This is a genomic window from Thiohalocapsa sp., assembly GCF_022340605.1.
Taxonomy (GTDB): Bacteria; Pseudomonadota; Gammaproteobacteria; order Chromatiales; family Chromatiaceae; genus Thiohalocapsa.
In genome coordinates this window covers 1-13,414 of record NZ_JAJDNQ010000025.1, presented here as the reverse complement: position 1 = coordinate 13,414, position 13,414 = coordinate 1, and the positions used below count along the sequence as shown (strand labels likewise).

General features: G+C 68.9%; 11 protein-coding genes. 7 read left to right on the top strand and 4 right to left on the bottom strand.

Annotated elements, in window-relative coordinates:
• The first annotated feature begins 780 nt into the window (after positions 1–780).
• On the top strand, positions 781–2,307 hold the full coding sequence (locus LJE69_RS03195) for a V-type ATP synthase subunit B (protein ID WP_296921430.1): 1,527 nt from the start codon (positions 781–783) through the stop codon (positions 2,305–2,307).
• A gap of 23 nt (positions 2,308–2,330) precedes the next feature.
• Positions 2,331–2,948, top strand: coding sequence for a V-type ATP synthase subunit D (locus tag LJE69_RS03190; RefSeq protein ID WP_296921428.1), 618 nt, complete (start codon positions 2,331–2,333; stop codon positions 2,946–2,948).
• 214 nt (positions 2,949–3,162) lie between these two features.
• Here the strand turns inward: LJE69_RS03190 and LJE69_RS03185 are convergent, their stop codons facing one another.
• Entirely contained in the window at positions 3,163–3,609 is a 447-nt protein-coding gene (locus tag LJE69_RS03185; RefSeq protein ID WP_296921427.1) for a potassium channel family protein, read from the bottom strand.
• A gap of 199 nt (positions 3,610–3,808) precedes the next feature.
• The gene (locus LJE69_RS03180; protein ID WP_296921425.1) at positions 3,809–4,054 is read right to left on the bottom strand and encodes an acetyltransferase; all 246 of its coding nucleotides are present in this window, start codon (positions 4,052–4,054) and stop codon (positions 3,809–3,811) included.
• Between the two features lie 562 nt (positions 4,055–4,616).
• Here LJE69_RS03180 and LJE69_RS03175 point away from each other — a divergent pair.
• The 4 genes from LJE69_RS03175 to LJE69_RS03160 are packed head-to-tail and all read left to right on the top strand — an operon-like array spanning position 4,617 to position 8,657.
• Positions 4,617–6,035 carry an MBL fold metallo-hydrolase gene (locus LJE69_RS03175; protein ID WP_296921423.1) on the top strand — a complete coding sequence of 473 codons (1,419 nt, stop codon included), beginning with the start codon at positions 4,617–4,619 and terminating at the stop codon, positions 6,033–6,035.
• A complete protein-coding gene (locus LJE69_RS03170; protein WP_296921421.1) occupies positions 6,025–6,315 on the top strand; it encodes a hypothetical protein in 291 nt (96 codons plus the stop codon). Before LJE69_RS03175 ends, LJE69_RS03170 begins: the two co-directional genes overlap by 11 nt.
• A 58-nt stretch (positions 6,316–6,373) precedes the next feature.
• Positions 6,374–7,156, top strand: coding sequence for a hypothetical protein (locus LJE69_RS03165; protein WP_296921420.1), 783 nt, complete (start codon positions 6,374–6,376; stop codon positions 7,154–7,156).
• A 46-nt stretch (positions 7,157–7,202) separates the two neighbouring features.
• Complete coding sequence (locus LJE69_RS03160; protein WP_296921418.1) at positions 7,203–8,657, top strand: catalase; 1,455 nt, start codon at positions 7,203–7,205, stop codon at positions 8,655–8,657.
• Between the two features lie 404 nt (positions 8,658–9,061).
• On the opposite strand, the gene LJE69_RS03155 is transcribed toward LJE69_RS03160, so the two are convergent.
• Positions 9,062–9,262, bottom strand: a complete 201-nt coding sequence (locus LJE69_RS03155) for a hypothetical protein (RefSeq protein ID WP_296921416.1) — start codon at positions 9,260–9,262, stop codon at positions 9,062–9,064.
• Between the two features lie 334 nt (positions 9,263–9,596).
• Between LJE69_RS03155 and msrA the strand changes: the two genes are divergently transcribed.
• Complete coding sequence (msrA, locus tag LJE69_RS03150) at positions 9,597–10,874, top strand: peptide-methionine (S)-S-oxide reductase MsrA (RefSeq protein WP_296921413.1); 1,278 nt, start codon at positions 9,597–9,599, stop codon at positions 10,872–10,874.
• Positions 10,875–11,310: 436 nt separating this feature from the next.
• Here the strand turns inward: msrA and LJE69_RS03145 are convergent, their stop codons facing one another.
• Complete coding sequence (locus tag LJE69_RS03145; protein ID WP_296921411.1) at positions 11,311–13,014, bottom strand: hypothetical protein; 1,704 nt, start codon at positions 13,012–13,014, stop codon at positions 11,311–11,313.
• Between the last annotated feature and the right edge of the window lie 400 nt (positions 13,015–13,414).

The window sequence follows — 13,414 nt, the reverse complement described above, 5'->3', positions numbered from 1 at the left end:
GCAGCGCCGCCGACTGGGCGGATGGGGAGATTCCGCGGCCGCCGGAGCGCTCGGCTCGTGACCCGCGGTATGGAAGCAGCATCCGTACCGATTGCCTCGGGTTACAGCAACGGGCCAGCCGGTGGGTGTGGGCTCTGCCGCAGAACGACGCGGGGCGCAGCGGTGGCGGGTGGATTTGCCGCTTTTGGTGGGGCAGGTACACCGCTGCCCGCAACGGCGCATCCGGGGACGGCCGCGTCGCCCCTGATCGATGGCGCTCCTGGATGGAGCTTCCGCTTCGCGGCCGCACGCGACGCGCGGGCCATGCTGGACGCCCGTGCGATGGCCTACGCTTGCCATGGCGGGATCAGGGTTTCACACTCCGTTCCAGGCCCGGCATGCGGTCCCTAGTGCACGGCCTTGGAATTGTCGACACCGTGCGCTGTCCGGAGCGCGCAAGTGTCGCCCTGGAGGGCGACACTCCGGCCATCGCGACCCACGCCCGGCGTGTCGCCCGGCGTGTCGGCCGGCGTGTCGGCCTCCAGGTCGACACGGATCAGCGCCGCGGGCAGCGTTGAGCGTAGTCTCGATGCTTCCGCATCAATGCACCAGTGCTTCGCTGCGGAAATCCCGAGACCGGGCTCCCTCGTGTTCGTGGTCGTAATCGAATATCCGGATGGTTGAGATCACGACAACGACCACGACCACGACAACGACAACGACAACGACCTGAGACGGTCTCGGCACTGGTGCACTGGTGCACTGGTGCACTAGCCCCTAGCCCCTAGCCCCTCATTTGAGATGTACGCACGACTCATCGGTGAAGACATCGCCAACCGCGTGGACGGACCGCTGCTGTTTCTGCGGCGCACGGTGGACGTCGGCCTGAACGAGGCCGTGGAGGTGGAGGACGGCAGCGGGCAGGCGCGGCTGGGACGCATCGCGGCGCTGGACGAGGACAGCGTCACGGTGGAGATGCTGGACGATACGGCGGGGCTGCGCATCGACGGGGCGCGGGTCAGGTTCTTCGGCGAGCCGCTGCGCTTCCACGTGGGGCCGGGGTTGCTGGGGCGGGTGTTCAACGGGGTCGGCAAGCCGCTGGACGGCGGGCCGCCGCTGGCGGCGCGGCAGGCGTTTCGGGTGGACGGGCTGCCGCTGAAGCCGTCCGCGCGGCAGGCGCCGAGCGAGTTCCTGGAGACGGGCTTCACGGCCATCGATCTGATGAACTCCCTGGTGCGCGGGCAGAAGCTGCCGCTGTTCTCGGGCGGCGGGCTGCCGCACGACCGCATCGCCGTGGACATCGCCTGCAACGCGCGGCTGCCGGGGGCGGGGCGCGAGGCGGGTCCGGCGGCCGCGGGCCGGAACGGCGAGGACGACTTCGCCATCGTCTTCGCCGGCATCGGCATCCCGCACGGCAGCGCGGAGTTCTTCCGCGGCTCGCTGGAGCAGAGCGGGGCGCTGGCGCGCACGGTGCTGTTTCTGAACCTGGCGTCGGACGCCAGCGCCCAGCGCCTGCTGACGCCGCGCTTTGCGCTGACGGCCGCCGAGTACCTTGCCTTTGAGGAAGGCAAGCACGTGCTGGTGATTCTGACGGACCTCACCAACTACTGCGAGGCGCTGCGCGAGGTCTCGGCGAGCCGCGGGGAGGTGCCTAGCCGCAAGGGTTATCCGGGCTACATGTACTCGGACCTGGCGACCCTGTACGAGCGCGCCGGGCGCATCCGCGGCCAGGCGGGCTCGGTGACCCAGGTGCCGATCCTGACCATGCCCAACGACGACATCACCCATCCCATCCCGGACCTCACCGGCTATATCACCGAGGGTCAGCTCGTGCTGGACCGGGAGCTGCACCGGCGTGATCTCTATCCGCCCATCCGCGTGCTGCCGAGCCTGTCGCGTCTGATGAAGGACGGCACCGGCAAGGACCTGACGGACGCGGACCACCCGGCGCTGGCCGCCCAGCTCTACGCCGCCTATGCCCAGGCGCAGCAGACGCGCATCCTGGCGAGCGTGGTGGGCGAGGAGGGGCTGTCGGAGACCGACCGGCTGTACCTCGCCTTCGGCGAGCGCTTCGAGACGGCGGTCGTCGCCCAGGATGGACGCCGCAGCCTGGCACAGAGCATGGACGCGGGCTGGCAGGCGCTGCGGGGCCTGCCGCAGAAGGAACTGACGCGCTTGTCGGATGCCCAGATCGCGGCGCACCTCGGCGGTGAGCACGGCAGGGTGGTGCCGGATTATCGCGCGGTGGCGCCGGACGCCGGCGATGATGGCGATGAAGCCGGCCGGATGTTCGGCGGCGGCCCGCACGCCGAACCCGCAACGGCCTGACGCGGACAGGGGCATTACCGGCCATGACCGACCGCGAGCTGGTGCCGACGCAGAGCGCCTTCCTGGAGCTTACGGCGGAGCGTGCCGGCATGCACGAGGGCTACCGCTTCCTGGACGAGAAGCGGCTGATCCTGGCCGGCGAGATCCTCGCCAATCTGCGTGACTATGACGCCACCATGGCGCGCTGGCGGGAGGCGGAGGCCGCGGCGCGGGCGGCGCTGCGGGCGGCGGTGGGTCGGCATGGATTGGAGGAGTTATCGATTTACCCTGCTGCCGCGGCGGCGTGTGGGCTCGAGACCGTGGGTCGCTCGGTGCTTGGGGTGCGGGTTGAGGACCTGCCGCCTTTGGCGGAGGTCGAAGCTGAAGTCGATGACGGCGTCGCGACGCAGGCGAGCCAGAGCCCCGAGGCCGATGCCTGCCGCGCGGTGTTTGCGAGCATGCTGCCCATCGCCGCGCGGCTCGCGGTGCTCACGGGCAACCTGGAGCGGCTGCGGGTGGAATACCTGCGCACCGCCCGCCGCGCCCGGGCGCTCGAGGACGTGTTGCTGCCGGAGATGGACGCGCGCATCAGGTTCATTGACAACGCGCTGGAGGAACTGGAGCGTGAGGAGGCGGTGCGGGTGCGCCGCGCCGGGCGCTGAGGTGAGATCGGGCGTCGGGCCTCCTAACGTCGGCCCGACCTACGGGGCGCGTGTAGGTCGGGCAGAGCGGTAGCGACGCCCGACGGCGGCGGTTGCGTCGGGCCTCCTAACGTCGGCCCGACCTACGGGGCGCGTGTAGGTCGGGCTGAGCGGTAGCGAAGCCCGACGGCAGCGGTTGCATCGGGCGTCCTAACTTCGGCCCGACCTACGATCTTCAGTTACCGTGGTGGCCAAGACCTCGCCAACTGCGCTGCAAGACGGCGAAGAGCAGGGCCGTGGACCAGCCCACGAGCAGGATGCCGTCCAGCGCCTCGATGCCGCTCAGCAGCCGCCACTCGTCCACGCCCAGCGTAACGTCGCCGTAGCCCACCGTCGTGAAGGTGACGAAGGAGAAGTAGGTCGCCTCCTCGAAGGTGTCGAGCCGGTGCGAGGGCACCAGCCAGCGGTAGGCGAGCGCCCAGAGCAGGATCTCCAGAACGTGCAGGATCATCAGCGCGGTGGCGAACCAGACGATGGCCAGCAGGGCTGTGCGGGCCTTGAACCGGGCCTCCAACTCGGCGAAGTGGCGGGCGAAGGAGCGCATCAGCCCCACGGTGCCGACGGCGTGCATGACCACCGTCAGCGCGATCAGGCCGATGCCGGTGGCGATAACTTCGAGCATCCGGGCGTTACATCAGGTCGAAGCCGCGTGGCGGCGGGGGATGGGCATGCTACTGCACCGCGTGGAGCACTGGTGGACGTGCCGGAAAGCTTGGGCTGGCGCCCCGCCTGCTGCTGCTCGGGCGAGGCGGGCGCCGGACATGAAACTGCCGGGCGTCGCCGTCTCGCGGCGCCCGGCAGGCATAAAGGAAGAACTCGGTTCAGGCGGCCTGGCCGTGGTGGCGCGCGGCCTCCACCTCCGCGTCGCGGTAGTGTGGGTCGATCCAGCAGCGTGGCAGCGGCTCGCCGGACGCGAATCTGAGCTTGCCCTTTTCGAAGTGGGCCGGATCCTGCGCCTCTTCCCCGTAGTGCAGGCGACCCACCACGGTGCCATGCGTCGGGTTGTAGAGGTCGTGCAGCGCGAGCACTTCGACGAGCTTTCCGGTGTCTTGGTCTTTGAGCAACATGGTCACCTCCGTTCTGCGGGCTCGATCTCCTATCTATCAAGATAGTCCGTTCCCGGTGCGCCGCGGCACCGCGGCCGCGGCATCGCGGCGACGCCCCGATACGCGCATCCGGGCAGTGCTGGCTCGAACGCCAAGCAGGAAGTGAGCCAGCCGCTGGAACGGCCGCGAATGGACACTTGCAGACCGCGAGCGCCCAGACTCCGGGCGCCCAGTCCCTCGGCCTCGACCCGCTGGACGTGACCCGCCATCAGTCGCGTGGAGCGTTGGCCGACCCTCCGCCTGCCGGTTTGCGCAAACAAGTTTCCCCACAGGCAGCATGGGATCGGGGGATTTACCCCGGGCGCGGCGCAGTTCCCCCAATTCAGCTGCCGTTCTTGCGCAGCAGTGCCGCTGACGTCCGCCGCCGCTGAGCCCTCGGTGGGCCATCTGTCTGCGCACGCGGGGCGCAACAACGCGCTGGGATCGCCGCAGCGTCGAGGCTTGGTCCGTGGCTTGCTGAACGATTCAGTAAGTCAGGTGCGGCCGGCGTGCCGCCCGCAGCCACGGAGGCCGAAACGTCACGATGATTTTCAAGCAGTTCTACCTGGAGAGCCTAGGCCACGCATCCTATCTGGTCGGGTCCGAGGACACCGGTCACGCGCTGGTGCTCGACGTCCGACGCGACGTCGAAACCTACTTCGCCGAGGCGCGCGCGCAGGGCTTGCGCATCCGCTACGCCTGCGACACCCATCAGCACAACGACTATCTCTCCGGCATCTGCGAACTGCCCAATCGCGCCGACGTGCAATTGCTGGCCGGGGCCCGCGCCGAGGTCGGGTATCCGATGCGTGCCATGGACGACGGCGAGCGCCTCGACATGGGCGAGGTGCGCTTCGAGCTCCTGCACACGCCGGGGCACACGCCGGAGCACGTGAGCCTGCTGGTGACTGACCGCTCCCGCGGTGAGGAGCCGGCGCTGCTGCTGTCGGGCGGCGCGCTGCTGGTGGGCGACCTGGCGCGCCCGGACCTGCTCGGCGGCGAAGCGGAAACCCGCCGAGGCGCCAAGGCGTTCTGCGACACCCTGCAACGCAAGATTCTGCCGCTGCCGGACTTCGTCGAGGTCTATCCGACGCATGTGTCGGGGTCGCTCTGCGGCGGCCACATCGGCAGCCGGCTCTCCACCACCATCGGCTACGAGCGGCGGCTCAACCGCCTGCTGGCGAATCTGACCTCCAAGGAGGAGTTCGTCGACCACTGCATGGACCTGACGGACCTGCCCGCGGTGCCGCCCTATTGGTCGCGCATGCGTCGGCTCAACAGCGAAGGCCCGCCACCGCTGGGCGTGCTGGCGGACCCGCCGCCGCTGGATCTGGACACCTTCGAGCGGCTGCGGGGCGAAGGTGCCATCGTGCTGGACTGCCGGTCGCCGGAGGCCTTCGCGGCGCATATTCCCGGCGCCATCAACGTCGGCATCGGCACCGGCTTCGCCACCTGGGCCGGCAGTGTGCTGCATCCCGAGCGCGACCTGGTATTGCTGCTGGACCGGGCGGACGACCTCTGGGAGGTGTGCTGGCAGCTCCTGCGCATCGGCCATCCGCTGCCGCGGGGCTGGCTCGCCGGCGGCATGCTCACCTGGCGCACCGCGGGCAAGCCCATCGCAGTGCTGCCGCAGTGGACGGTGCGGGACCTGCGCCGGCAACGGCGCGAGCAATCTGACCTCCTCCTGCTCGACGTCCGCCAGCCGGCGGAATGGCGGGCCGGGCACATCCCCGGCGCCATGCATCTCACCGGTGCCGAGCTCACCCGACGCGTGGACGATCTGCTCGCCGGAATCTCGGCGCAGCGGCCCATTGCCGTCATCTGCGGCAGCGGCTACCGCTCCTCGGTGGCCGCAAGCGTGCTCAAGGCCCGCGGGCACGATCAGGTCGCCCATGTACTGGGTGGCATGACCGGCTGGCAGGCGGAGGGCTTCGAAACGACCCGAGACAGCCATGAACACTGAACAACAGCCGGACGCCCAAGCGCCGGAACCCAAAGACCCACATGCAGCGCCCGGCGCCCCCACCGCGCCCGCCGAGCACCATCGCGAGGTGCGCCCCGAGCCGGTCGAGTGCGTCGAGTGCCGGGTGCAGATCCCGGCGGACGAGGCCGTGGCCGCCGAGGCGCTTGAATACATCCTCTACTTCTGCTCGCCAGAATGTCATGAGGCCTGGGAAGGGGAGCAAGCGCAGCGCCCCGACGCGGCACGCGGGCAGGAGCAAGAGCAACACGGCAAGGGCTAGCCGAAGGCCGGCCCTTCGTCGCCGACATGACGGCCTGAGCGCCGTCAGGGAGCGCGCCATGATCCAGAGCCTTCTCTCCGCCGATGCCTTGCTCCGCTGCCGCTTGCTGACACTGGACGGCGCGGTCGCGGGCCTCACCGACCTGATCCTCGACACCGAGGGCTGGCGCGTGCGCTTCCTAGCCGCGGACGTCCGGCAGTGGGCGCCGGACCGGGATGCACTGGTGACGCCACGGCTGGTGGCCGACGTTGACGAGGCGAGCGGGGTGGTCTCGCTGGACCTCACCGCCGCGGACCTGGCGGCGACGCCGCCGCTCGCGGTCCGTAACGGCATCGCGGGCTTCGACGAGGCCGGCGTCGTGGTGCCGCCCAACTGGCGCGAGCACTGGCGGGCGCGCATCCAGCCCGAGGGCGGGGTGGACGCGCCGCCGGCGCCGGCCGAGGGAGGCGAGGTGGCGGCCGATTTGTTCGCGGACGTGGACCTGGACCCGGAGCGGATCAGCGCGGCGCAACTGGTGCGGGCGGAGACCCTGCGCGGCATGCGCACCGAGACAGCCGACGGCACGGTGCTGCGTATCCAGGACCTGCTCATCGACGACCGCGACTGGTCGCTGGCCCACCTGGACCTGCTGCTCGCCGCCGACCGCGGCACCCGCGGCGGCGGCGACGCGAAGCCGCTGCGCTGCCTGCTGACCCCGAGCGGCATCGACTGGCTGAACACCGAGGCCGGCACGCTCTACCTCAGCGTTTGGGTGCAAGAGCTGCGCGACGCGCCGACACGGCCGCTGCCGGTGGCCGGTAACGACGGCGTCAAGGTGCGGGTACTGGAGCCGGCGGCCTGACGCACACACGCATGACCCACACGCACAACCGAGCGGAGGTTTTTCGATGAACGACAACAGCCGTAAGCCGACGACCACCGATGCCGGCATCCCGGTGCCCAGTGACGAGTACTCGCTCACCGTCGGTCCGGACGGCCCGATTCTGCTGCACGATCACTACCTGATCGAGCAGATGGCCAACTTCAACCGCGAGCGGATTCCCGAGCGCCAGCCCCACGCCAAGGGCAGCGGCGCTTTCGGTCGCTTCGAGGTGACCCAGGACGTGAGCCGATACACCAAGGCGGCGGTGTTCCAGCCCGGCACCAAGACCGACATGCTGGCGCGCTTTTCCACCGTCGCCGGCGAGCGCGGCAGCCCGGATACGTGGCGCGACCCGCGCGGCTTCGCGCTCAAGTTCTACACCACGGAAGGCAATTACGACATGGTCGGGAACAACACCCCGATCTTCTTCGTCCGTGACCCAATGAAGTTCCAGCAGTTCATTCGCTCGCAGAAGCGCCGCGCGGATATCAACCTGCGCGACCACGACATGCAGTGGGACTTCTGGACCCTGTCGCCGGAAACGGCCCATCAGGTCACCTGGCTCATGGGCGACCGCGGCATCCCCAGGAGCTGGCGTCACATGAACGGCTACTCCAGCCACACCTACATGTGGGTCAACGCCAAGGGCGAGCGCTTCTGGGTCAAGTACCACTTCAAGACCGACCAAGGCATCGAGAATCTCACCCAGGAAGAGGCCGATCGCTTGGCCGGCGAGGACGCGGACTATCACACCCGCGACCTCTACGAGGCCATCGGGCGCGGCGACTGTCCGTCCTGGACGCTGTACATGCAGGTCATGCCCTTCAACGAGGCGCAGGACTATCGCTTCAACCCCTTCGACCTCACCAAGATCTGGCCGCACGCGGACTATCCGCTCATCGAGGTCGGCCGGATGACGCTGGACCGCAATCCCAGCGACTACCACACCGAGATCGAGCAGGCCGCCTTCGAGCCCAATAACGTCGTCCCCGGCATCGGCTTCAGCCCGGACAGGATGCTGCTGGCACGGGTGTTCTCATACGCCGACGCGCACCGGGCGCGCATGGGCGTCAACTACAAGCAGATCCCGGTCAACCGGCCGAAGGTGCCCGTGCACAGCTACAGCAAGGAGGGCGCGATGCGGATGGACAACGTCCAGGACCCGGTCTACGTGCCGAACTCCAAGGGCGGGCCGCAGGCGGACCCGGAGCGCTACCCGTACATGGAAACGTGGGAGGCGAGCGGCGAATTCATGCACGCGGCCTACACGCCGCACCGGGACGACGACGACTTCATCCAGGCCGGCACCCTGGTGCGCGACGTGATGGACGACGCCGCACGCGACCGCCTCGTGTCGAACGTGGTCGGGCACCTGAAGAAGGGGGTCACGCCGCCCGTGCTGGAGCGCGCGTTCGATTACTGGAGAAAGATCGACCAGACGGTGGGCGACCGCATCGCCGCCGAGTTCGACAGGCGCTGATGGTGTGGGCCCCGGATGCGCCGGCGTGGGAGCGCCACTGCCTTCTGTGGCGCGACGGCGGCTGGGAGTTTGCCTGCCGCTCGGCGGTTACTTGGGGCATGGTGTGCGGCCCTGCCGCCGGTCGCGGCACCGCGAGTGCCGCTCCCACAAGAGGTGCTGCGATAACGGCTAACCCAGGCGCACCGGCGTGGGAGCGCCACTGCCTTTTGTGGCGCGACGATGGCTGGGAGGTTGCCTGACGCCTGGCAGCTCCTCGGGGCATGGTGTGCTGCCTTGCCGCCGGTCGCGGCACCGAGAGTGCCGCTCCCACGAGAGCTGCTCCGATCCGCGCGATTTCGGCGTTGCGAGCACGACTTTTGCGGTCTCGGGGCGAAGTTCACCAACCCCCGCGCAACTGCCCCGACTCACTCCCACGGGAACTGCAGCCAGTCCTCCAACTCCGCCAAGTCCGCGCCGCCGGCGCGGTCGCCCGGCAGCACGGGTGTCATCGAGTGCGGCTCCACCAACCGATACAGCGGCTGCTCGGTGTCGTCCGATGCGCGCACCAGTCGGAGCCCAATCCGGTGCGCAAGGGTACAGACACGATGCTCACGTATTGCCAACATCACCGGTTCCTCAATGCTTAGTATTGTGTGAGCGCATAGTCTACCCCGCAAAGACCACAACAGGAAAGTGGTTTCAGGCACTCGCAACGGGCGCAGGCACGCCGGTTGCTGCCCGTGGGAGCGCCGTCCCCGGCCTGATGGTGCGGGCGCGGCTGATCGCGGCGGGGACGCCGCTCCCACACGGGCAGTGCTATCGTGGGAGCGCCGTCCTCGGCGCGATGGGGCGGTGGGTCTTGCAACTCGCGGCCGGGACGCCAATCACAGGGCGTTGAAACATCCGTGCTCCGGCACTGGTCTCAAGAGAGACCACCGCAGAACGAAAGAGACGCGACCGATGATTCGAATCCGAGCATTGCTATTGGCGGCACTGGCGTTGGCCGTGCCGTTGCAGGCGGCCGCCGCAACCGAGTCCATCGTGCTCGGCATGGGCTGTTTCTGGGGCGCCGAGAAGCGCATGTCCCAGATCCCGGGCGTGCTGGACGTGGAGGCCGGCTACGCCGGGGGTGACGAGCGGCAGGTGGGCTATCGCGACGTGCTGAACTTGGAGCAGGCGATCGAGCGCGGCCGCTCCGACGAGCGCAACCACGCCGAGGTGGTGAAGGTCACCTTCGATCCGGACCGGGTGTCGCTGAAGCGGGTGCTCATCGGTTTCTGGCAGAACCACGACCCGACCCAGGGCGAGCGCCAGGGCAACGACGTCGGCAGCAACTATCGCAGCGCCATCTACTGGACGACCCCGGAGCAGCGCGAGGTGGCGCTCGCCACTCGTGACGCCTATCAGAAGGCGCTGACCGCCGCGGGCTACGGGCGCATCACCACCGAGATCGCGCCGCTCAAGAACTACAACCGCGCCGAGGACTACCACCAGGACTACCTGAAGAAGCACCCGAACGGCTACTGCGGGCTCGGCGGCACGGGCGTGTCCTATCCGGGCGAGACGGTCACGGCCCAGGCCGCGGAGGCCCATCCGCGACCGGACGCGGACGCCCTCGATTTCGACCGCCAGATCATCGTCTTCGAGGCCGAGGACTGCCCCTACTGCAAGCTGTTCCGGGCGGAGGTGCTGGACGGCTGGTCGTCACGGGTGCCGGTGACCGAGACTCTGAGCACCAGGCCGCCCGAGGGCTGGAAGCTGGACAAGGCGTTGTTCGCCACACCCACCATCGTGCTGTTCGAGAAGGGCCGCGAGGTGTCGCGCTATACCGGCTACAACCGGGGCGACAAGGAGCGCTTCTGGAAGTGGCTCGGCTTCCAGGTGCTGACGCCGGCGCAGAAGCAGATCGCCTTCGCCCAGGGCACCGAGCCCGCCTTCAGCGGTTCCAACCTGGATGAGAAGCGCCCCGGCACCTTCGTCGACCCCGTCACCGGTGCGCCGCTGTTCCGCAGCGACAGCAAGTTTCACAGCGGCACCGGCTGGCCGAGCTTCTTCGAGCCCGTCGCAGGCGCCATCACCCTGCACGAGGACAACTCCCACGGCATGCACCGCGTGGAGGTGCGCAGCGCCAGCTCCGGCATCCACCTGGGCCACGTCTTCGACGACGGCCCGCCGCCCACCGGCAAGCGCTACTGCATCAACGGCAACGTGCTGACCTTCGTGCCGGACCCGTTATAGCCACTGTGAAAATATTCGGTGTAGGTCGGCTTAGCGCAGCGTAACCCGACGATGGGCGACGGTGCGTTGTTGATTGTCGGGGTTACGCTATCGCTAACCCGACCTACGATCCTAACTCGACCTCCCATAACGGTTGTTCTGGGCGTGCCGGTGTGGGAGCGCCAGTGCCTTTTGTGGCGCGACGACGGCTGGGAGGTTGTATATCGCCTGGCAGTTGCTCAGGGCGCGGTGTGCTGCCTGACCGCCGGTCGCGGCACCTAGAGTGCCGCTCCCACAAGAGCTGCTACACCGACTATTTTCACGGTTTCTCCCGCGTGGGAGCGCCGTCCTCGGCGCGACGGGCGTCCAGTCGCGGCGGGGACGCCGCTCCCACGGGAGCAAGGCTCTGGCCGCAATCGTGATCGAGGCGTGCGGGCCGGTTCCGGCCCGCGTTCCCCTAGCGCGAGACGGTCGTCTGCAAGGTATCGATGGTTTCCGCCAGGATGGGCTGGTCCTCGTACAGGGCACGGAAGCGCGCCACCTCGGGCAACGCGTCGTCCTGGAACAGGTCGCGCAGGAAGGGCCAGGACAGGACCTGATAATTGAGCTCCACCGCGACCGTGAAGGGGCCCTCGGCGCCGCCGACCGGTATGCGATAGGTGACGCGATCGGCGCCGTTGTCGAAGTCCGTGTCATTGGCGGCCAGACCCATGACCTGAGCATCGGATGGTGCGCTGGCCTTGTGAAGGCCGGCCGGGGTCAGCCGGTTGTCTTTGAGGTAGCTGCCGGCGCGCAGCAGGGTGTGGGTCACGCTGCCGTCGGTGTCGCCCATGACCGGCTCGTAGATCTGCACCTGATCGGCGCTGGTGATCTGCTGGTGATGGGGCTCGTAGCTGGCCGGGTCGCTGTCGCCGTTCGCACCGGCGATGCGCCCGTCATTGCCGAGCTTGCCGGACTCGAAGACGACCTTCCCTGCCTGATCCGTCACCTTGACGTGCAGCCAGACGCGCCGGGACGGGAAGCTGGTGGGCAGCTTGTGACCGGAGTGGTTGATCACCTCCACCACGACGCTGATGCCGGAGTCGTCGACGTCGGCATCGATCAGCGCCAGCTCGGCCGCATCGGCGAGCATGGCGCGGGCGTCGGCAATGGCGCCGGCCAGGCCGGTGCTGGTGACGCCGAGTGCGCTGCGGTTGCGGTTCAGGATGTCCAGCATCGTCGTATTGGCGCCGGCGAAGCGATGGCGAGAGAACGCGTCCACCGGCGTCAGCCACGGCGGGCGGTTCGACAGCTTGACGCCGTCGGTCTCGGGCATGTGGCAGGACTGACAGGTGCGCGGCGTTGCGCCATTGGGCGCGAAGTCGCTGTGCTCCCACTCGGTGTAGGGCATCTGCTCGGCAAACTCGGACTCCGGGTCGGTGCTGGCCAGGTTGCCATCGTCATCGACGAACGGCGTCTTCAGGTTGTGGCAGGCGGCGCAGAGGGCCGAGTCGCTGGCGTGCAGGGCATAGGTCGGTGTGAACCCGGCCTGGTTCCGCATCGGGTTGATGCGTGGATTCGGCACCGGGCCGTAGATGGTGCGCTCGGCCGGCACGTCGTGGTCGGCAATGCTGTAGTGACCGGAAAAGCCCTCCAGCAGCCCCAGGTTGCCGTCGTCCTCGATCTGGTGGCACAGGGTGCAGCTCACCCCCTCGATGGCGACCGCGTGCAGCGGATGCAGTGGGTCGAGCAGACCGTCCGCGTCCGCCGGGCCGTCGAGGATCGCGATCGGGTCGCCGCTGTCGGTCAGCTCCACGTTGGCCATGGGCATGTGGCAGCGCGAGCACTTGGCGTCGATGACCTCGGCGAGCTGCGGCGCCCGCGCGCGCTCGCTGGCGACCTTGGCCTGCCAGAGGGGATCGCGGGAGGCATGCGCCATCATGCCCGCGCCCCAGTCCCGCTCCAGCGACACGTCCTGGCCCGCCTGGTCCGTCAGCCCGTTATGACACAGGGCGCACGTCTCGGCGCTGGAAAAGTGCAGCGTGTCGAACGGCGCCGGCACGGGGACGGTGCCGCCGCCACCGTTGCCACCCGGAGCGCCTGGCCCGTTGGCGGCGACGGCGGACAGGGACAGCATCGCCGAGGTGACGACGACGGCGGGGAGAAAATGCTTCGATACCATGACGGCTCCGCTGCACGGCTCGCCGGTCGCAGATCGCCACCGGCTTGGCAATCGCTCACGCTATTGCCGGCGCCGGGCGCGGGGCCAGGGGAAATCGCATTGACAGGGCTGGACCGTGGACACGCAGTGTCAAAATGGGTGCGATCTCTGACACTGCGCTGGGCAAGGCCCCGCCGGCCGATGCCGCGGGGTGGGGCGGAATCGCTCGGAGGGCCTGCGTGGGTGATCGCGCCGGCTGATCACTCGTGTCCGGCATAGAGCTCCGCCAGCTCGGCCTCGTGGCGCGTGGCGATGCTGCCGCGGCGGAGCTTCATGGTCGGCGTCATGAGGCCGGCGTCGATGGACCAGGGCTCCTCGGTGACCGCCACGCGCTTCACCTGGGCGTAGCCCGGGAAGCGCG